The sequence below is a fragment of the Lysobacter sp. M2-1 genome (genome assembly GCF_022662495.1).
Lineage (GTDB): Bacteria > Pseudomonadota > Gammaproteobacteria > Xanthomonadales > Xanthomonadaceae > JAKPBU01.
In genome coordinates this window covers 193,647-215,144 of record NZ_JAKPBU010000005.1, presented here as the reverse complement: position 1 = coordinate 215,144, position 21,498 = coordinate 193,647, and the positions used below count along the sequence as shown (strand labels likewise).

14 protein-coding genes are annotated in these 21,498 nt (G+C 66.6%); 7 read left to right on the top strand and 7 right to left on the bottom strand.

Features of this window, described 5'->3' with window-relative positions; genetic code table 11:
- Positions 1-38: 38 nt before the first annotated feature.
- From MC375_RS11840 to MC375_RS11815, 6 genes are all read right to left on the bottom strand, one after another.
- On the bottom strand, positions 39-3,260 hold the full coding sequence (locus MC375_RS11840) for a CusA/CzcA family heavy metal efflux RND transporter (protein WP_277929453.1): 3,222 nt from the start codon (positions 3,258-3,260) through the stop codon (positions 39-41).
- Positions 3,250-4,497, bottom strand: a complete 1,248-nt coding sequence (locus tag MC375_RS11835; protein WP_242103599.1) for an efflux RND transporter periplasmic adaptor subunit — start codon at positions 4,495-4,497, stop codon at positions 3,250-3,252. Before MC375_RS11835 ends, MC375_RS11840 begins: the two co-directional genes overlap by 11 nt.
- Entirely contained in the window at positions 4,494-5,774 is a 1,281-nt protein-coding gene (locus MC375_RS11830) for a TolC family protein (protein ID WP_242103598.1), read from the bottom strand. Before MC375_RS11830 ends, MC375_RS11835 begins: the two co-directional genes overlap by 4 nt.
- Positions 5,775-5,826: 52 nt before the next feature.
- On the bottom strand, positions 5,827-6,222 hold the full coding sequence (locus tag MC375_RS11825; RefSeq protein WP_242103597.1) for a hypothetical protein: 396 nt from the start codon (positions 6,220-6,222) through the stop codon (positions 5,827-5,829).
- Between the two features lie 94 nt (positions 6,223-6,316).
- Positions 6,317-7,858 carry a serine hydrolase gene (locus MC375_RS11820; protein WP_242103596.1) on the bottom strand — a complete coding sequence of 514 codons (1,542 nt, stop codon included), beginning with the start codon at positions 7,856-7,858 and terminating at the stop codon, positions 6,317-6,319.
- 216 nt (positions 7,859-8,074) lie between these two features.
- Entirely contained in the window at positions 8,075-9,691 is a 1,617-nt protein-coding gene (locus MC375_RS11815) for a winged helix-turn-helix domain-containing protein (protein WP_242103595.1), read from the bottom strand.
- A gap of 165 nt (positions 9,692-9,856) precedes the next feature.
- Between MC375_RS11815 and MC375_RS11810 the strand changes: the two genes are divergently transcribed.
- The 4 genes from MC375_RS11810 to MC375_RS11795 all read left to right on the top strand — a co-directional run bounded on the left by MC375_RS11810 (position 9,857) and on the right by MC375_RS11795 (position 15,371).
- Positions 9,857-10,387, top strand: a complete 531-nt coding sequence (locus tag MC375_RS11810; RefSeq protein ID WP_242103594.1) for a cupin domain-containing protein — start codon at positions 9,857-9,859, stop codon at positions 10,385-10,387.
- A 170-nt stretch (positions 10,388-10,557) separates the two neighbouring features.
- Complete coding sequence (locus MC375_RS11805) at positions 10,558-11,682, top strand: hypothetical protein (RefSeq protein WP_242103593.1); 1,125 nt, start codon at positions 10,558-10,560, stop codon at positions 11,680-11,682.
- A 250-nt stretch (positions 11,683-11,932) separates the two neighbouring features.
- Positions 11,933-12,844 carry a DUF1080 domain-containing protein gene (locus tag MC375_RS11800; RefSeq protein WP_242103592.1) on the top strand — a complete coding sequence of 304 codons (912 nt, stop codon included), beginning with the start codon at positions 11,933-11,935 and terminating at the stop codon, positions 12,842-12,844.
- Between the two features lie 124 nt (positions 12,845-12,968).
- Positions 12,969-15,371: a GH92 family glycosyl hydrolase gene (locus MC375_RS11795; protein WP_242103591.1), complete on the top strand. Its 2,403-nt coding sequence runs from the start codon at positions 12,969-12,971 to the stop codon at positions 15,369-15,371.
- Positions 15,372-15,416: 45 nt separating this feature from the next.
- On the opposite strand, the gene MC375_RS11790 is transcribed toward MC375_RS11795, so the two are convergent.
- A complete protein-coding gene (locus MC375_RS11790) occupies positions 15,417-17,384 on the bottom strand; it encodes a sugar-binding domain-containing protein (RefSeq protein ID WP_242103590.1) in 1,968 nt (655 codons plus the stop codon).
- A gap of 326 nt (positions 17,385-17,710) precedes the next feature.
- On the opposite strand from MC375_RS11790, the gene azu reads away from it, so the two are divergent.
- From azu to MC375_RS17735, 3 genes are all read left to right on the top strand, one after another.
- A complete protein-coding gene (gene azu / locus MC375_RS11785) occupies positions 17,711-18,328 on the top strand; it encodes an azurin (protein WP_242103589.1) in 618 nt (205 codons plus the stop codon).
- A 125-nt stretch (positions 18,329-18,453) separates the two neighbouring features.
- Positions 18,454-19,485, top strand: coding sequence for a ScyD/ScyE family protein (locus MC375_RS11780; protein ID WP_242103588.1), 1,032 nt, complete (start codon positions 18,454-18,456; stop codon positions 19,483-19,485).
- 271 nt (positions 19,486-19,756) lie between these two features.
- Positions 19,757-21,355 carry a S8 family serine peptidase gene (locus MC375_RS17735; protein WP_277929452.1) on the top strand — a complete coding sequence of 533 codons (1,599 nt, stop codon included), beginning with the start codon at positions 19,757-19,759 and terminating at the stop codon, positions 21,353-21,355.
- Positions 21,356-21,498 lie beyond the last annotated feature (143 nt).

Here is a 21,498-nt window from a genome sequence, read left to right as displayed (position 1 = left end):
TGAATGCGAATGCCCTCGCCGGTGCGATCTCGTCGAAGCTAACTCCTCGACCGGAACTCCATTGCACCGTGCAGCCAGCGATACAGCGCCGGCAGCACCAGCAGCGTCAGCAGGGTCGAGGAGATGATGCCGCCGATCACCACGGTCGCCAGCGGGCGTTGCACTTCCGAACCCGCACCCACGTTCAGCGCCATCGGCAGGAAGCCGAGCGAGGCGACCAGCGCGGTCATCAGCACGGGTCGCAGGCGCCCCAGAGCGCCATCGACGATAGCGGTTTCGAACGGGACGCCCTGTTCGCGCAGCTTGCGGACAAAGGCGATCATGACCAGGCCGTTCAGCACCGCGACACCGGACAAGGCGATGAAGCCCACCCCCGCGGAGATCGACAGCGGGAGGCCGCGCAGCGCCAGGGCGATCACGCCGCCGGTCAGGGCCAGCGGCACGCCGCTGAATACGATGACCGCATCCCTGGCCGAACCGAACACCCAGAACAGCAGCGCGAAGATGATGGCCAGGGTGACCGGGACCACGACCGACAGACGCTGGCTGGCCGAGATCAGCTGCTCGAACGTGCCGCCGTAGCCGAGCCAGTAGCCGGTGGGCATCTCGACCTCCGCGGCGATGCGCTGCCGGAGTTCGCCGACAAAGCCGCCCAGGTCCCGCCCGCGCACATTGGCCGTAACCACCACGCGGCGCTTGCCGTTCTCGCGGTTGATCTGGTTCGGACCGGTCCGGATCTCGATCCTGGCCACTTCGCGCAAAGGCACGGTGCGCGGCGTGCCGCTGGTCCATTGCGCGTCCTGGCTGGACTCATCGCGGTTGTCGTCGCCGCGCAGCGGAATGGGCAGGTCACCCAGAGCGGCCGGATCCTGGCGCAGCGCCTCGGGCAGACGCACCACGATATCGAAGCGGCGATCGCCTTCGAACAGCTGACCGGCCACTTCACCGCCGATTGCGGTGGCCACGGTGTCCTGCACATCGCCCGGGTTCAAACCGTAACGCGCCAGTGCCTGTCGATCGGGAACCACGCTCAGCAGCGGCAGCCCGGTGGCCTGTTCGGTTTCCACATCGGCCGCGCCCGGGATGGTCCGTGTGACGCGTTCGACCTGCTCGGCCAAGGCGACCAGCTGCTCAAGATCGTCGCCATGGACCTTCACCGCGACATCGGCTCGCACGCCCGAGATCAACTCGTTCATGCGCATCTGGATCGGCTGGGTGAACTCGTAGTTGTTACCGGGCAGCCGGCGCGCCACGGCTTCCAGTTCTTCGAGGAACTCGGCTTTGGTCTTGCGCGGGTCGGGCCAATCCTCGCGCGGCTTGAGCATGACGAAGGTGTCGGTGACCGAGGGCGGCATCGGATCATTGGCGATCTCGGCGGTGCCGATCTTGCTGAAGACCCGTTCGACCTCGGGCAGCCTGGCGAAGCCCTGCTCGAGTGCGGCCTGCATGGACACCGCCTGGCTCAGGCTGGTGCCCGGAATCCGCAACGCATGCACGGTGACGTCGCCTTCGTCCAGGCTCGGGATGAACTCGGTACCCAACCGCGTTGCGAACAAGGCGCAAATCACCACGAATGCCGCCGCGCCGGCGAGCACCGTCATTCGCCGCCGCAGGGCCCAGGCCAGCATCGGCGCATAGCGTCGCCTGGTCCACAGGATCAGCCTGTTTTCCCTCTCGGCGACGCGGCCGCCAAGGAAGGTGGCGACGGCGGCAGGCACGAAGGTCAGCGACAGCACCATCGCGCCGGCCAGCGCCAGCACCACGGTGATCGCCATCGGGTAGAACATCTTTCCCTCGATCCCGCTGAGCGCGAAGATCGGCAGATACACCGCCGTGATGATGCCGACGCCGAACAGGCTGGGGCGGATCACTTCGGTCGTGGCCACGGCGGTCAGGTCGAAGCGTTCCCCATCGTTCAACTCGCGCCCCAGCGCGTGCTGCGCCTCGCCGAACCGGCGCACGCAGTTCTCGATGATGATCACCGCGCCGTCGACGATCAGGCCGAAGTCCAGCGCGCCCAGACTCATCAGGTTGCCCGACACCCCGCCACGCACCATGCCGATAATGGTGAACAGCATCGACAGGGGGATCACCGCGGCGGTGATCAATGCGGCCCGGAAATTGCCCAGCAGCAGGAACAGCACCGCGATCACCAGCAAGGCGCCTTCGATCAGGTTCTTGCTGACCGTGCCGATGGTGCGGTCGACCAGTGCGGTGCGGTCGTACACCGGTTTGGCGCGCACGCCGGCAGGCAGGCTGGCGTTGGCCGCCTCGACCTTGGCTGCGGCCGCCTGCGATACCTCACGGCTGTTGGCGCCGACCAGCATGAACGCCGTGCCGAGCACGACCTCGCGACCGTCTTCGGTCGCCGCGCCCGTGCGTAGTTCGCGCCCTTCGCCCACCTGCGCAACGTCGCGCACGCGGATCGGCACGCCCTCGCGCCGGTCGAGCACGATGTCGCGAATGGCATCGAGATCGGTCACCTGGCCAGGGACCCGCACCAGGAACTGCTGTCCGTTGCGCTCGATGTAGCCGGCACCGATGTTCTGGTTGTTGGCCGCAACCGCGGCCACCACGTCGTGCAGGCTGAAGCCGAGTGCGACCAGGCGGGCCGGATCCGGAGTGATATGGATCTGGCGCGCGTAGCCGCCGATGGTGTTGACCTCGGTGACGCCCGGCGTATTGCGCAGCTGCGGCCGCACCACCCAGTCCTGCAGGGTCCGCAGGTCGGTGGCCGTCCACGGCTTGCCGTCTTTCCTGCGGGCCGCAGGGTCGGCTTCGACCGTGTACATGAAGATCTCGCCCAGACCGGTGGCGATCGGACCCAGTTGCGGCTCGAGATCGGCCGGCAGCTGCGATTTCACCTGCTGCAGCCGTTCGGCGACCTGCTGGCGGGCAAAGTACAGATCGGTGCCGTCCTCGAACGCCACGGTCACCTGCGAGAGCCCATAGCGCGACAGCGATCGGGTGTAGTCGATCCGGGGCAGACCGGCGAGCGCGGTCTCGATCGGATAGGTGACGCGTTGCTCTGCTTCCAGGGGCGAAAAGCCCGGCGCTTCGGTGTTGATCTGCACCTGGACGTTGGTGATGTCCGGGGTGGCGTCAATCGGCAGCCGCTGGAAGCTCCACACGCCCATCGCAACCAATGCCAGCGTCAGTGCCAGCATCAGCCAGCGGTGCGCGATGGCGAAGCGGATGATCCGCTCGAGGCCCGGGCGTGCGTGCTCACGGCCGGCGGCGGACATCGGTTCAGTGGTCATGCGAGGCACCGGACTTTTCGATGTCGGCCTTCACCAGGTAGCTCTGCTCGACCACGATCGGGTCGCCCGGCTTGATTCCGGAAAGAACCTCGGCCCGTTCGCCGTCGCGTTTGCCCAGTTCGACCGGGCGCACCTCGTAGGTGTTGCCGTTGCGGGTGAACACGACATCCCAATCGCGGAAGGTCTGCAGCGCGCTCAGCGGCACCACCACGCCGGCGGGTTGGCGGTCCACGGTGACCTTCGCCTTGACCGCCGATCCGGGCCGCCACAGGCCGTCGGCGTTGGCGATCGTTGCACGGGCCACCGTGCTCTGGCTCGCGGTCGCCGTACCCGGCAGAACGCGCTCCAGCGTGGTCTCGACGCTGACGCCATCGCTCATCCGCGTGATCGTGACCGGCACGCCCGGACGGATGTGCTGGGCATCGGCACCGAAGATATGCAGATCCACCCAAAGCGAGGACAGGTCGGCGATTTCGAACAAGGGCGCGCCCTCGCCCGCGACCGCGCCGACCGACGCGCTGCGCGCCAGCACGACACCGGAGATCGGTGCGCTGACCGTATACGTGGTGAGGCTCAGATTGCTCTCCACGCTCGCCAGCGCCTGGCCCGCACGCACCGGATCGCCGACGTTGGCGCGCAGACTGCGGATCGGTCCGGGGAAGCGCGCCATGACTTTCGCAACGCGCCCTTCGACCGGAGTCAGCAGCCCCTGCACCTCGTGTTCGTCGGCGATCACCCCGGGACCGGCGGGCTGAACGCGAATGCCGGAGGCGTGCGCCACGTCGGCCGCGATTTCGGTGCGACCTTCGTAACTCGGATATGCCCAGCGCAACGCCTTGCCGCCGATATTGGCCAGCACTTCCACGTCGAACGAATGCGGCTCACCGACGATGGTGCCGGCCATCAGGCTGCCGTCGGCCTGCGGCTTGAGGATGTGGTACTCGGCCACGTTGCCCAGGCGCCTGAGCCGCACCTGGACGGTGCCGGCACTGGCGGGCAGCGGCTTGTCGTCCCGGTACAGCCAGGCCTGGTACTTCGGCGGGGTGCCTTCCTCGGCGATGGCCAGCTCGACGGCATGACCCTCTTGCTCGAGCAAGCGGCCACCATGAGCGCCCTTTACGATTTCGTCTGCGGCATGCTCACCGTGATCGTCATGTCCGGCTTGTTCGGATGCGCCGCCGCAGGCGGTCAGCCACAGCGCCAGCGCCCAGGCGCTGATCAGTCGATGGGGTTTCACGGGGCGGTTCCTTGTATGGCGGGTACGGCTGGGTTCGCGACGAACGCCTCGCCCGTGAGCCGCTGGATTTCGATCAGGGCGCGCTGGGCATCCAGCGCAGCGTCGAGTTGTTGCTTGCGGGCGGTGGTGCATTCGGACTGCAGCTGCGCCCATTCCAGATAGCTGATGGCGCCGGCACGATAGGCGCGTTCGGCGGCGGCTTCGGCCTTGGCGAGCTTGGGCAGCACGTCGCCTTGCAGGCGCGTCACCTCGACCTGCGCCGTGCGGTACTGCCCATGGGCTACGGCCAGCGTCGAATACAGCGAAATCCCTTTCGACTCGCGCTCGATCTCCACTGCTGCCAGCTCCGCCTCGGCCGCGCGGATTCCGGGTTCGGCGCGGCCGCGGGCGCCCAAGGGGATCGAGACGCTTCCGATCAGGGCGAAGTCATCGGTTTCCCGCAAACGACGCACGCCGATCTGCCAATCCACATCGGCGGCCGCTTCGGTCCGGGCCAGCTGCAGGCGCGCTTCGCGGATGCGCTGTTCGCCAACGAACTGGGTGAGCTCCGGTGTGCGCTGCAGCAGCTCCGCCAGGACTGCGAATTCGGCCACCTCCGGCAACGCGAGCGGGTCGGCAGCCGCCGCTTCGAAGTCCGGGTTGCGCTCGCCCCACAACGCGGCCAGATGCTGACGCGCTGCGGCCCAGCGCTGGTCGGCGCGAGCAAGATCCAGTTCCGCCCGGGCCAGCGCGGCTTCGGCGGTCAGCACCACCGATTCGGGCGATGCACCGGCGTGCAATCGCTGGCGGGCGCCGCCCACGGTGCGCTGCCGCTGACCGATATCGAACTGGGCAATCTCGCGCTGTCGCTGCGCCGCCACGATGGCCAGGTAGCGGCGCGCGACCTCGGCCAGCAGGTCGAGACGACGCGCCTCGCGTTCGACCGCCAGCGCATCGATGCGGCTCTGCGCCAGGGTTCGCCGGGCATCGAGTTTGCCACCGCGCTCGAGCACCGAAGCGAGCGTCAGCGAAAGTTCCGCCTGCTCCAGGCCGCGGGCCTCACCGGTGCCGAAGGCGTTCTCGACGCTGGCGCCGGCCACCAGCGCAGGCCCTTGCGCGGCGCGGTCGCGTTCGGCCGACAGCACATCTTGACGACTGCCGATCAGGCGCAGGTCGGGATGGGAGTCGGCGACGCGCGCAAACGCATCGTCGAGGGTCAGGACATTTCGCGTCTGTGCCAGTGCGGACTCGCACAGCACAACCGACAGGGCAGCCATGGCCGCCAAACGCAACCACATGGGGACTTCTCCGACAGGACAACGAGATCGGCCGGCTACGCCGGCGACTGCGTCAGACCGCGATCGGAGGTCGGAACGGCACAGGGCACGCGATCGGCTTGAAATCGACCGACAGCGATGGCATCAGTGACGCGGTCATCGGAACCGCTGGCATCGCATCGAGTGATCGCATCACCGCCGCGGCATGGGCGCAGCAGTCGTTGCAATCGGCGAACGAGCAGCAGTCCTCACCGGTGGGCAGATCCGGCGCTGCGGCGACCCCAGCCTGCGAGGTCTCTACCAGGACGTGCGCAGCATCGCTAATCCCGCATTCGGCCGCGAGCACCGGCTTCACCAGCACGCCGGCCATCAACATGGCCAGCACGAGGAGTCGGAGTACGGAAGCAAGCGGGGCCACCAAAGACATGGTCGACAGGGTACCCGCGACGGGATCGCGACACAATTTCATGTACGCCCGCTCGATCAGCCCATGCGAGTGCGTACCAGGCGCCAGCAAATTGCGGCCCGAGCTCGTCGGCGAGACGATGACTTGCTCCGCCAGTTCATTCGACCCTGATAAACACCTGCCCGCGCCAGAAGATCTGGCCGGCGTCGGCATCGCAGCGCAGCGGCTCTGGCGCCTCCAGGATGTCGGTCGATGCGGCAAACACGCCTGGCTGTGCAGGCTCGAGCTCCAGCTGCAACGCGCCGACCTGAGCATTCAAGCCGGGTGCATCCTGGTACACCCGCATCGTTCCGTACAGCGGGTTGCCGAACTGGCCCGTGCAACGCTCGAGCGCTGCGGCATCCGGCTGCCAGGTCCATCCGCCCCATTGCGGATCGGCGCGGGCTTCTTCGGCGTTGCTACGACGCCCTGCTGCCTTGGCCTGGACCTTCGCCGGATAGGCTTCCAGCGCCTTGCGCAGACGTCGGTCCTCGTCGGGTTGTCCTGTCGCCAGGCCGATGAAGGACTTCAGCATCTCCAGCATCAGGCCTTCCATCGCGCTGTCGCTGTTGGCCATCAGCGACAACCCCGCCCGCGCCGTAGGCACCAGCACGGTCACGGACACCGCGCCGTTGTACGAACCCGGATGCAGGAGCGCCTGCTGGCCACGGTAGGTGCAGCTGTACCAGCCCAGGCTGTAGCCGTTGCAATCGATTTCCCCATCGGCAAGGTTCGACTCGGCGATCGGTCGCTGCGAACGTTGCAGCGCGGCGGTGGTAAACACGCCATTCGAATCGGCGGTGCCCAGGTTCAGCTGCATCCAGCGGGCCATCGCCCTGGGCGATGCCATCAGACCACCCGCGGCATGCATCAGGGCATCGGGTTTGGGCGGCAGCACGTGCCATTGCGCGCCATCCCACTGGTGATTCCAGGCCAGGTGCGCGGCGGGCACGGTGGAGGTGCGCGGTGAAATGCCCTCCAGCGCCAGTGGACGCAGCAGCGCGCTGTCGAGCCAGTCGCGCCAGTTGCGTCCGGTGCGGGCCTCCAGCGCCGCCCCATAGATCAGGTCGCCGATGTTGGCGTAACGGAAGCCCGCCTCGCGCGGCGTGACCTCACTCGCCAGCAACGCCGGATACTCGGCCGCGGGCACATCGCGAACGTAGGCGGTGACGACATTCAGCGTGCTGGTGGAAAGGCCTTCCTGGTGCGACAACAAGTCGGCCATCGTGATCCGGCGCGGGTCCGCGGGCGTTGGCAGGCGCAAATCCGGCCAGACGTCGGCCAGCGTCGTCGACAGGGGGAATTCGCCGCGCGCATCCAGCATCGCGCCCAGCAGCCCCATGAAGGATTTGGTCTGCGACGCGATGTAGAAGCGCGTATCCGCATCCGCCGCCACTGCGGCATTCGCGCGCGCGCTGCCACCCACGTGGATCCATGGGGTCGCATCGCCTTGCACGATGACGGCCGCCATCGCCGGCGCACTGCCCGGGACGCGCAGCACGGCATCCACCGCGTCCTGGATCGGCGCGCTCAATGCAGGCGCGACTTCGCCTGGCGCCACCGGCGCCGCCGCCGCGTGCGTGCCGGCCAGAGCGATGCCCGCGCCCAACGGCAGGAGCAGGAACCATGTGGACACGCCACGCTTGACGGGTTCGAACAAGACGACTCCTCAGGCATCGGGCACCATCGCCCATCCGTGCAGGAGATACATGGGCGGCCAACGCGGTTGCACATCCGGTTCACCGGTTTGCAGCCTGCGTCAGTCGGACATCGCTGGCGGCCTGGCGCCGGGGCGCGACGTCGGTCGTGCGAGCCGCCCTGCTCCCGGCTCAGCGGCCGCATCTTCCTCCCGACCGCCAACACCGCACGAACGGCGTCAACGCAACCGCGCGAGGCGCCGGAACGCGCTGCCAACCAGCTTCTTATGCGCGGACTTCTGGAACTGGAACGCGCGCAGGAAATCGCTTGCGCCGTACCCAGGCCTGGCTTCGAGCAATCGGCCGAAATTGCGCCGCGCAGCGGGTTCGTCGCCGGCGAGCACATCGCAGACCGCGGCCATTGCGGACATGTGGTAATGCGCGTTCGGCTGACGGACCGACAGCGCCATGAGTTCGGCTGCCTGATCGTAGTGGCCGTTCAATGCCAGGCTGAAGCCGCGCACGCCGATCATCGCGAAGCTCATCGGGTCGTAGGGACTCAAGCGCCGCGCCTTGTCCGCCATCTCGATGCTATGCACCGTATCGCCGGCTTGCATCAGCGCGAACCCCAGGGTGTACTGGCCCACGGCGAAACTGGGGTTGAGGGCCGTCGCCGCACTCAGTTCCGCAATGGACTCGCTCATCTCGCCGCGCAGCAGATGGGCCCTTCCGAGTGCCCAGTGCCCAAGCGGATCATGCGGGTTCAGCGACAGGGCCTGCTGGGCCAGCTCGAATGCGCGTTGAGTTTCCCCGTTGCGATCGGGCGATATCTCGAAGAACGCCCGTTGCCAATGCACGAACGACAGGCCGGCGAACGCCCGCGACGCATTGGGATCGAGCCTGGCCGACAGTTCGAAGAACCCCTTCGCCCGCTCGTAATCCTCGGGGGTAAAGCGATACATATGCCAGCAACCGCGATGGTAGGCGCTCCACGCGTCCAGGCTCGCCGGAGTCTCGAGCAGGGCCCGCTGCCGCTCCGCCAGCTCGATCTCCGTGGAGATCGCTCCGACGACCAGATCGGTGATCTCTTCCTGGGTCTCGAATACTGACTCGAGCCTGCGATGGAAATTCTCCGCCCAGATTTCCCTGCCCTCGAGCGCATCCGCCAGCGCCACGTTGATCCGCACCGTTGCACCGCGAATCCGCACATCGCCCTGCACGACATATCGAACCCCGAGCTTGCGCGCGACCTCGCGCACGTCGTGGGCGCCCGGTGCGAATCTCAGGGCCGAACCGCGAGCAATCACGAAGAACAGCCGGCTTCGCGCAATGCGGGTCATGATGTCGTGGGTCAGTCCACGCGCGAAGTGGCGATGCTCGGCGTCGCCATCGGCGTCGAAGGGGAGGACGACTATCGACGGCTGTGCCGGCAATGAAAGATCGATGTCCCCGGCCATGGTCGCGACACCCTCAGCAGGTCCCACGGCCGATGACAGCCGCGCCCCCGGATGTCGCCGAACCCTGACCGGCGGAACGAGCTGATATCCCTGTCCGCGAACGACGCGCAGGTAGCGTGGATTGCCCGCATCGTCGCCCAGTGCCCGCCGCAGCAGCAACACGCGCTGACCCAGCGTTTCGGGCGTCACCAGGCGTCCGCGCCAGACCCGCTCGGCGAGATCATCATGGGTCAGAAGCCCCGGCGCCGCGTCCACGAGGGCGAACAGCAGTTCGTAGGTCAGCTTCGGCAAAGCGATGCGCTCGGCGTCGCGAAAGAGAGCGCGCTCACGCGCATCGATCGTCAAGTCCGCGAACTCGAAGATCAGCTGCGAGAGGCCCGCGGTCTTCGCATCCGCCATCGTCCACCTCGAGCGTCGCCCAGGTGACGACGTCGCCAATTCAGACTACCCCATCCCCGGGGAATCTTCACGAAATATTGGGTCGGGCTTCATGCAGCCAGGCTTGCGCCGTGGAACGCTCGAAAGGCCAGAACGGCTTTGATCTTCGATCTACGGGAGGGAATGATGCAACTGAAATCCAACAACATAAGCCACGACGTGAAGCCGGGCCGAGGCCTGTCGCGGTTCGCACCGTTGCTGTGCTGCGCCCTGTTCTTGGGGCTGACCCAGGCCGCCCCAGCCAGGGCGACGGCAGGCGCGGGGGTCGTCTCCGAGGTGGTTGCGGTCGGCGACTTGCCGGTGGACATTCGCGCCAAGCTGAAAGCCGAAGAAGGGTTCGGCGACGGGACCGACGTAGCGCGCATCGCGGTGGTCAAGTTCACGATCGCGCCCAATGGCTACTTCGGCTGGCATCGCCACGGCGGCCCGGTGTGGGTCGCGGTCACGCAGGGGACGCTGACGCTGTATGACCCGGATGCGGCGGGCTGCCCCGGCACCTACTACACGGCTGGGAGTGCATTCCTCGACGCAGGTAGCCACGTGCATAACGCGCGCAACGAGGGCACGGAACCCGTGGTGGTATACGGCACTTTCATGCTGCCGGCGGGAGGGCTGGTACGCATCGACGCCCCCGACCCCGGCGGGTGCCCACTCTGAGGCAACCTCGCAAGGCGGGGTCTCGACCCTGCCCTGCGGTTGAAAGCCTGCCCTGTGCGCGCGAATCCTTTGCCCTCATGAGCGGCCCGACACCCGCGCCGAACGGACGGCAGCCCCATCACTTGCCCTGCCGCCCGCGGTGACGCCCGCGGTGACGCCCGGACCACGAGATGACCACAATCCAACGGATCTGCGGGATCGTGCTGATAGGTGTTGCCGGCCAGGCTGATGCGATCTGCACGCCCGGACAGTCTCGGGTTTGCTACGCCCACGGCCAGGTCGGAACACAGGTGTGCGGCAGCAACGGCATGTTTGGCGAATGCCGGGTCGCCAATCCTCCACCGCCTCCCCCACCTCCGCCGCCGCCCTTGCTGGGAGACGACGATCATGACGGGCTGGTCGACGCATACGAAGATCGGCTCCTGAACAAATTCGCGCCGCGGGTCTGGCTCAGCTATTACGAGAACCGTTGGCCCGTCAATGTTGATTGGCTGTTGTCACGCAGCAGAATGCGCTACAGCCACATTCGCTGCACCGATCACCAAATGCTCGCTTGGGGTGCGGTGACGCGCCACAACATCACCGAGCAATCGCACCGCAACGCGTACGACCCGGCCACCAGCTGGCCGTGGAACGCCTGCGATCACCACAGGCCCGTCAATCGATCGAACGGTTACACGGCCGAGCCCCGGAAGAGCTTCTTCCTGCAGTACCTCAATTCTGCGCACACGGGTTCGACGAGGCCTGGTGACTGGACGATCTATGGACATGTGTATCCGATTGCCAGCGAAAAGATCGTCATCCAGTACTGGCAGCTTTACTCGTACAACGATTCATTCGCCTCGGCCAACCACGAGGGCGATTGGGAATACACGGCCGTCGTCATCGATCACGCCGAGACGCCGAAGAACATCATCTTCTTCCGCCACGGCCATGCCCGCGAGGCCGCCATCAGCGCAGTGGAATGGGATGGCGATCACCACATCACCTATTCTTCAAAAGGTGGGCACGCACAATACCGGGGTGCGAGCGTCAGCGGATGCCTGGACGCAGATGCGCAGGGGTTTGCCGATACCTGTAGCGCGGGCACCGCTTGGAACACGTGGGAACCCGGCTTCGGCGGCATCGTCAACGTCGGCGAGAAATATTACCCGTTGAACGACGCCAACTGGCTGCGCTACAGCGGTCGGTGGGGAGAAATCGGCGCTGCCAGCGCCACCAGCGTCGACTTCACGTCGGGCCCGCAAGGTCCCGCCTATCAGCCCGGAAACTGGTTCTGGGGCAAATCGCCGTGAGGGACTGCTTCATTACCCGTTGCCGCTGATTGCCCGATTCTGTTGCCTAACCAGCACCTCAAGCCGTCCAGCGCCGGGGTGGTCACGCCAATCCACCCTGCGGCCTGACGCTTCATTGCCTCCATCCCCTTTTATTGCCTATTCTCCCGGGCAAGGACAAGACGTGGGCCAATCAGACAAGCGACCGAGCCTGATTCGAGATCGGGCAACAGCGCCGCGCCGCAGGCTCCCATCACAACAGGACTGACGCATGCATCCACGTTCCAGCCTCATCGCGCGATCGGGTCGCGGCATTCTCCTTTGCGCCGCACTGTTCACTGCCGGCGCCGCCGCGGCGGACACACCGGCTGAGAAGGAGGAATGGATCACACTCTTCAACGGCCGCGATCTCAGCGGATGGACCCCGAAGATCACGCATCACACGTTGGGGGACAACTTCGGAAACACGTTCCGGGTCGAAGATGGGCTGCTCAAGGTGCGTTACGACCAGTACAAGTCTTTTGACGGCAAGTTCGGGCACCTTTTCTACCAGGAGCCATATTCCTACTATCGTCTGGTGGTGGAATATCGCTTCGTCGGTGAGCAGGCGCCGGGCGGCCCCGGGGATTGGGCCTTGCGCAACAGCGGTGCGATGCTGCATTCCCAACCCCCGCGCACGATGGAGCGCGACCAGGACTTCCCCGTCTCCATCGAGGTGCAGTTTCTCGGCGGGTTGGGTGGCGGCAAGGCGCGCTCGACATTGAACCTGTGCACGCCGGGGACCGATGTCGTGTACCAGGGTTCGATCTATCCCGAGCATTGCCTGGAGTCGGCTTCCAAGACCTACGACGGCGACCAATGGGTGCGCGCCGAGATGCTCGTGCTCGGCAGCGGCCAGATCACGCATTTCGCCAACGGCGAAAAGGTGCTCGAGTATGCGTTGCCGCAATTTGGCGGCGGCACCGTGTCGAATTTCGATCCGGCGGCCAAGCCCGACGGAAAACTGATCGAAGGCGGCTACATCTCGCTGCAGAGCGAGTCGCATCCGGTCGACTTCCGCAAGGTGGAGCTGCTCAACCTGGCCGGCTGCATGGACCACAACGCGAGCAACTACAAGCGCTATTACGTCAAGTCCGTCCCGGAAAGCTGCGTCTACGCGAAAGGCTCGAAACCCGCACCGTAACCCCGCTTCGCGTCGTCTCCGTGCAGCCCGGCTCGCCGGGTCAATGAATCGCTCGCCGGGATCCGCTCCTGGCCTCGTCACCACCTACGGCGCAGGGGAGTGCCGTACCCGCATTGGAAGAACGATGGAGAAACCTGCCGCACGTCACCGATATCGCACCACGTCGCACCGGCACCGGTTCATCGTCGCAGCGGCCGCGCTCGTGATCTCCGCGCTGACTGGCGCGGCTACTCTGCATGCCCAGGAGAGCGATGCGACGCGACGCGCGAAGCATGCGGTCGACGAAGCCAATCCCCTGGTCGGCACGGCGCCGCTCGATCGGCGGGAGCTGATCGGCAACGCGCCACCGCCCGGCGAGCCGCTGTATTCGGGCATCACCTCGCCCGGCGCGCGCCTGCCCCATAGCTCGGTCGAGGCCGCGCCGGTCAATGTCAACGTAGAGCTCACCTATCCGACGGGCGTGGCGACGCCTTATCACTATCCCAATCCAACGATGATCGGCTTCACCGGCGGAGGCGGCCCATCCTATGGCGCCCGGGCCCAGCCCATCGTCATGCCGGTGGTCGGCGACTGGACGGTGCCGCCGGTCTATACCCAGGCCTGGTACGACAAGGCCGGCGAAATCGCCTCGCCCGGCTACTACTCGGTGTTCCTGGACACGTTCAAAACGCGGGTGGAGCTGACCGCGACGCAGTGGACCAGCCTGATGCGGTTCACCTTCCCGGCCACCGATCGGGCGCATGTGATCGTGAATCTTCCGGGCCGCGGCGGCGCGGTGGAGATCGTCGGCGACCGGATGATCCGCGGCGTGGCCACCGCACAGCGCGATCGCGAGGCGGTGGACGGCCGCTATTTCGTCGCGGAATTCTCCCGGCCGTTCACCGGCCATGGCACGTTCCGCAAGGCGCCCGGCGAAGCCCGCGGCTATGGCATCGGTGACAAGGACGTGGCGCCCGGTACCCGCAAGGTGGAAGGTAGCTTCGCCGGCGGCTATCTCGACTTCGCCACCCGCAACGGGGGGACGGTGCTCGTCAAGATCGCGCATGGCACGAGCTATGCCGACGCCGAGCGGCGCCTGCGCGAAGAGAATCCGGGCTGGGACTTCGACGCGGTACGCGGCAAGGCGCGCGCGGCCTGGGCGCAGCTGTTCGATCGCGTCGAAGTCAACGGAGGTACGTCGAAGCAACGCGAGATGTTCCATTCGACCCTGTTCCAGTCCTTCGCCAGCCCCCGGCTCATGGCGCGCAAGGGCGAACGGTTCGTCGACACCAATGGCCACCCTCGCGTCGCGGAGCACGATCGCTACGGGCCGGTGCCCTTCTGGGATACCGGCCGCAACCAGATCGTGCTGCTGATGCTGCTCGAACCGCGGATCGTGCAGGACATCATGCGCTCCGAGCTCGAGATGGCGCGCGAGCGCGGCTACATGAACACATCGTTCCATGCCGACAATGCCGTATTCCTGTACGGCGGCGCCTGGCACCGCGGCATTCCGTTCGATTACCGCGCGGCCTATGCCTACCTGCGCAAGAACGCGACCGACCCCAACGGCCCTCGCGATTACCTGGCCGAGTACCAGGACAATGGCTGGATCTCCGACATAGTCCCGAACGAAAATCCGAGCCCGCCCTATGCCGGCGGCAAGGCGGGCGCGGCCAAGACGCTCGAATACGCATGGGACGACCATGCGCTGGCCGACTATGCGCGACGGCTCGGCGAGCAGGACGACGCGGATCTGTTCCTCGGCCGCGCCGCGAACTATCGCAATGTGTTCGATCCCTCGGTCGGCTTCGTCCGCGGCAGGACCAAGGACGGCAAATGGATCGCGCCGTTCGATCCGGCCGAGCCCTATTACAACTTCATGATGAAGGAAGCCTCGGGCTGGTCGACGCTGTGGCTGGTGCCGCATGACGTGCAGGGACTGATCGGCCTGCTGGGCGGACGCGAGGCGTTCAACGCCAAGCTCGATGCCTTTTTCGGCACGCCCTACAACCCGAAGGGCATCTGTCGCGACTGCACCGGCATGGTGGGGCAGTACGTTCACGGCAACCAGCCCGACCAGCAGGCGCCGTATCTCTACGCCTGGAGCGGCCAGCCGTGGAAGACGCAGGCGCTGGTGCGCCGGATCCTCGCCGACATGTATGGCAGCGATGCGAGCGGCTACGGCTACGCCGGCATGGACGACCAGGGCGCGACGTCGTCCTGGTACGTGCTGAGCGCGATGGGCTTCTATCCCGTCGACCCCTCAAGCCCGTACTACATCCTCGGCAGTCCGATCTTCGACCAGGTGAGGCTGCGCATGGGCAACGGCAAGACCCTGGAGATCGTTGCGCGCGACAACTCGGCGCGAAACCTCTACATCCAGTCCGCGACGCTCAACGGCAAACCATGGAACAAGCCATGGTTCAGCCATTCCGACATCGTCAACGGCGCCAGGCTGGTGCTGACGATGGGTCCGAAACCGAACAGGGATTGGGGCAGCGCTCCGGACGACGCGCCGCCTTCGATGTCGCGGGCTACGCCGTGATGCGGGCGTCGGATCGGCAATCTCCTTTCTAGCCTCTCTCCGCTTTCACTCCGCGCCGCGTTCGAACAGCGGCGCGTGGATTCTGGCGAAGCTTTCAGCGGGAAGTTTGCTCACCTCGCGATCGTAGGTGAGCAGGCCATTCACCTCCCCCTCGACATCGCTCGTCTGCGTATACACCGCCGCGCTCAGGCCGAGTTCGCGGGCCTGGCGGATGACTTCCGCGTACTTGCGCCGGTAACGCTGCAGGTAGTCGTCGCGGTCTTTCGCGGTCTGGTAGCCCCAGTTGCGCTGGTCGGGAAACCACAGATGCCCCTCGACCGGCAGGCCGATGCCACCGAACTCGCCGAGGACGATGGCGCGACGACGGTTGTGCGCGGGAGCGTTGGGCACTTCCTCGTAGGTATGGATGTCGAAGATGTCCGATCCGGCATCGCCGGTGTCGAGCCAGCCGCTGGTCTTGTTCACCGTGCGGCTCGGATCCAGCGCCTTGACCATGTGACCGAGCCGCGTGGAGGCGTACTGGCCCCAGCCCTCGTTGTTCACCACCCAGGTGACGATCGAAGGGTGGTCGCGCAAGTCGCTGATCATGCGCAGCAGTTCGTACTCGAACTCGTCGGTGACCCGCGCCGGCATCAGCGCTTCATCGGACGCCTTCGGCCGCACGAACTGGTCGAGGCTGTCCTCTTCCTCGCCCGAGGGCATGTCCTGCCAGATCAGGATGCCCATCGTATCGGCGAGGTAGTAGTAATGCGCCGGCTCAATCTTGATGTGCTTGCGCAGCATGTTGAAACCGGCCTTCTTCAGGAAGTCGATTTCGTACGCGATCGCCTCCTCCGACGGCGGCGTCAGCAGGCCATCCGGCCACCAGCCCTGGTCCAGGGTGCCGTTCTGGAATACAGGCCGGTTGTTCAGCAGCAGCATCGGCTGCCCAGCCACCTTGCCTGGGCCTAGCGAACTCTTGCGCATCGCGAAATAGCTGCGCACCGCGTCGAGCGGGGCACCAGTGACCTGGGCCGTGCGATACGCCTCGGCTTCGGCCTTGGTGATCAGCGCCTCCTCGCGCGGGCCGTTCTCCAGATGCTGCAGCGGATCCGTCACCGCAACGAGCTCGACATCGAGATCGTAAAGATACGGATCATCGGGCGACCACAGCCGCGCATTGGGCACCGGTAGGCGTGCCCTCCGGTTGGCACGGACGATCGTGGAGGACACGGTCTTGCCGCCGACCTTCGCGGTAATACGCACGGCGTGCCCGTTGCCGGTGCTGCGGTTGAGTACCACATCCACATCCAGCGCGCCCGCGTCGATATCCGGCGTGACGTTCACGTCCTCGATGTGCAGGCTCGGCACGGGCTCCAGCCATACCGTCTGCCAGATGCCGCTGACCGGCGTGTACCAGATGCTCTTCGGAGTGAGCTGTTGCTTGCCGCGCGGTTGGGCGCCGGCCGAAGTCGGGTCTGTCACCTGGACAACGAGTTCGTTGTTGCCGGGCTTGAGGTAATCGGTGATGTCGAAGGCGAAGGTATCCGAACCGCCGCGATGCGAGCCGACCAGGCCACCGTTCACCAGGACGTGCGCCTCGAAATCGACGGCGCCAAAGTGCAGCATGATCCGCTCGCCCAACCAGTCCCCAGGGACGGCGAAACTGCGGCGATACCAGATGCGGTCTTCGGGCCCGACCTTCCGCGCCACGCCGGACAGCTTCGACTCGACCGCGAACGGCACCAGGATCCTGCCGTCCATGCGCGTGGGCCGGGGCTCGGCCTTGGGACGGATCGCGTAATCCCATTCGCCGTTGAGGTTGCGCCAGCGCTCGCGCCTCATCCCAGGTCGGGGATAGCTTTGCCACGCATTCTCCGGCGTCACCACACGCCCCCAGCGCGTCACCAGAGCGCTCGTATGGACAGCATCGTCCTGCGCCGGCAGGGCGACCTGCGACCAGGAGTAGCACGGCAACAGCGCCAGCACCGCAGACGCGAATGCGAGAGAGAGGCGAACCACCAGAGTTTTCACGATTCGGATCCTTCCTTTTGGGGGCCGGCCCGCGAAATCGCCGACCTCGCACTGGATTGCTGAAAAGCGCTCGATGCGTGCCGCCACCGTGGGCGCGATCCGAAACCGTAACAAAGGGCGCGGACGAAGTGGACCTTTCCCTCGCAGTCGTCTCTGGCCTTCCGAGCCGGAAGCCGCGCCCGAGCCATCGTTCGTCAGCTTGGCCAGGTTGGTCGCCCGCGATGCGGCAACCGGTCCACATGGAACGGTGGCGATTTCCACGATTTTCACGCATTGCGACTCGCATCAGGCGATCATTGCCATCGTTTTTGACCCAGGAGACCCCGATGAACCTCAAGCTCGCCCTGCTCACCGCGTCCTGCGCCCTCGCCCTGGCTGCCTGCGGCGACCGCAGCGCCGATACCGCGGCGGACACCGCCACTCCCGCTCCGCCCGACACCGCCGAGCCAGCACCGGCGCCGACGGAGCCCGCACCGGCCGCGGACGCCACCGCCACTACGCCGCCTCCTGCCGCAACGCCCGCACCAGCGAGCGGCGACAAGCCCGCTGCGGTGGTCACCGACTGCGCCACCGAGATCGAAGGCAACGACGCCATGCAGTACAACGTCGGCTCCATCACGGTCCCGGCGTCGTGCACCGAGTTCAAGATCACCCTCAAGCACACCGGCCAGCTGGCGGTGGAGGTGATGGGTCACAACGTGGTCATCAGCAAGGAAGCCGACGTGCAGGGCGTGGCGGGCGACGGCGTTTCCGCGGGCGTGGCCGGCGGCTACCTCAAGGCCGACGACGCGCGCGTGGTCGCGAAGACCGAGCTGATCGGCGGCGGCAAGACCACCTCGGTGAGCTTCCCGGTGAGCAAGATCAAGGACGGCGGCCCGTACACGTTCTTCTGCAGCTTCCCGGGGCACGCCGCGTTGATGCGCGGCACCATCAGCGTGCAATAAGCGCCGGGCCCGGACCCGCCCGGTTCGGCCGACGGGCGGTGTCCGACTGCGCAGCGGACAGGCGTTGACGGGGGTACAGCGTCGCGGGCTCGCAGTGCCCGCGTCCCCCAGCGCCGGAGGCTCCCATGCGCCCTGCCCTTATCCTCGCAGCCTCTCTGTTCCTCCCAACCCCGGCCTTCGCCGCATCGGTCGATGTTGTGATGTCCGGGCTCGACAACCCGCGCGGACTCGCTTTCGCGCCCGACGGTGCGCTGTACGTCACCGAAGCAGGGCGCGGCGGCGCCAGCCCCTGCATCAGCATGCGCGGCATCGCCGCCTGCTATGGACCGACCGGCGCGGTGAGCCGCCTGCATCGCGGCCGGCAGGAACGCGTGGTCGAAGGACTGCCCTCGATCGCCGACGCTGCCGGCACCGAAACCGGCGGACCCAACGACATCTCGTTCCAGGGCAACGTCGGCTACGTCACCATCGGCTTCGCCGGCGTGGCGCCGGCCATGCGCTCCGAATTCGGTGCAGCCGGTAAGGTCTTCGGCCACCTGCTACGACTCAATCCGGGTGGCACGTGGCAAGTTGTCGCCGACGTCTCTGCGCACGAGCAGGCGACCAACCCCGCCGGCGGCCCCATCGAAACCAATCCTTTCGCGGTACTCGCCGAGCCTGGCGCGCGTCTGGTCACCGATGCTGCGGGTAACTCCCTGCTGCGCGTGGCGGCCGATGGTTCGATCACCACCGTGGCCACGTTCCTCTCGCGGCCTTTCGCAGCCACCGACGCCGTGCCGACCGGATTCGCGCGTGGCCCCGATGGCGCGATCTACCTGGGCCAGCTGACCGGCGTCCCCTTTGCCGACGGCGCAGCCAACATCTTCCGCATCGCACCCGGCGAGTCACCGACGGTCTGGCAATCCGGGTTCAAGACCATCATCGACCTCGACTTCGCCGCGGACGGCAGCCTGTACGTGTTGCAGCACGCGACCGGCCCGCTGTTCTTCGCCGGGCCCGGCCAGGTGATCCGCATCGCGCCGGACGGAAGCCGCGCGGTCGTGTTCGGCGGGCTCGATCGGCCCACCAGCCTTGCAGTGGGGCCGGACGGCGCGTTGTACGTCGCCAACCGGGGCGTCACCGCCATGGCAGGCGAAGTGCTGCGAATCGTGCCGTAGGGGTTGCGGGCCGTCAGGGCTGAGGTTCGCCAGCGGCCCCACCGTTTCGGATCGGCGGCACGTGCGCGCTCCAAACCTTAACCAGTCAGCCTGGGTCCGGGACCCACCCGGTGTTCTGAGGTGCCGCGGAAAACAGGCAGGCCGTCGCTACACAGCGCTAACGCGACGGGTGGAAGCTGTGATGGCGCTCGCCCTCCAACGCGCGCATTGCAACGCGTGTTTGCGACGCCGGCCCGCCTCGGCGGTGCAACCTCCATACGAGGATGCTGTGATGAAACAGAAGACGCTAGTGGGTGCGCTTGGCATGAGCCTGGCGCTGACGTTCGTGGCCGGCGCCCTGCCGGTCGAATCCAATGCCGCCGGAGGCGCGGAGCGGGTGCTGATCAAGTACAGGGTCGGCAGCAAGGGACTCGTGCAGGCCGAACTCAAACGGTCCAATGCGCAGATCCATTACGCGTTCGACAATATCGGCGTGCTCGCGGCCACCGTGCCGGCGCAGGCCATGCGCGGGCTGCGCAACAATCCCCATGTTGAACTGGTCGAACCAGACCGGATCCGCACACCCGCGGCAGCCCCGGCCGGGCAGACCGTGCCCTACGGAATCGACATGGTGCAGGCACGGCGCGTGTGGGACGGCAATCGCGACGGCGCGATCGATCCGGGCGCGCCGACCGGCGAAGGCATCCTGACCTGCGTGGTCGACTCGGGCTTGTTCGCCGGGCACGAGGATTTCCAGGGCGTCAACGTCGTTGGTGGCTATCCGGGAGACTGGAACGTCGACAACTGCGGCCACGGCACCCACGTCGCCGGCACCGTTGCAGCAGCCAACAACAGCATCGGCGTGGTCGGCGTCACTCCGGGGAAGACGTCGCTGTACATCGTCAAGGTGTTCGGCAACGAGCGCCAGGCCAATTGCGCCTGGACCTACAGCTCGACGCTGATCAATGCCGCCAACCGTTGCCAGCAGGCCGGCGCGAAAGTGATCAACATGAGCCTGGGCGGCAGCGGCTACAGCCGCGGCGAAGACCTGGCATTCCGCGCGCTGGAAAGGGCCGGCGTGTTGAACGTCGCTGCGGCCGGCAACCATGGCTCCCCCACTACACCGACGGACGCTTACCACTACCCGGCTTCTTACAACAGCGTGGTGCAGGTGGCGGCGATCGACGATCGCCGGCGCCTGGCGGGATTCTCCGCGAAGAACGACCAGACCGAACTGGCGGCGCCGGGCGTCGCGGTGCTCAGCACCTATCCGCTCGGCCCGGCGGCACCGGTGGTTTCGGGTGGCGAATCCTACCCGGCGATCCCGATGGAGAACACCGAAGCCGCGATCGCGACCGCACCGCTGGTGAGCGGCGGCCTGTGCAATACACCGCTACCGGCCGGCAACACAAGTTGGCAGGGCAAGATGGTGCTGTGCCAGCGCGGTGCTGCCACCTTCGTGGCCAAGGCGGGCAACGTATTCCTCGGCGGCGGCGTCGCGGCGATCATCTACAACAACGTGGCGGGCGATCTCAACGGCACGCTCGGCGACGACCTGTCGATCATTCCGCCCATTCCGGTGGTCGGGGTGACCCAGGCCAGCGGCGAGGATCTGTTGGCATCGCATATCGGCCACGCCACCACGGTCGATTCGCGACTGCCGCTCAACTACCAGGGCTATGCATTGAACAGCGGCACCTCGATGGCGACGCCGCACGTGTCCGGCGTGGCGGCCCTGGTCTGGAGCGCCAATCCGTCCTGGACCAACAGCCAGGTCCGCGCGGCCCTGAACGTCACCGCCCGGGACCTGGGCGCGTCCGGCTACGACTCCAGTTTCGGCTGGGGCCTGGTACAGGCGGAGGATGCACTGGGCGAACTGCGGGGTGAGTAACGTTCGCGCGTAATTGCGACAAGGCCCGGCTTCGCGCCGGGCCCTGTCGTTCTGACCACGAACCCGCTAGGCGCATCTGCCGAAAGCGAAATGCGGTGTATGCGACGGATTGGCAGGAAAAGACAAATGAACCTCACCCCTAG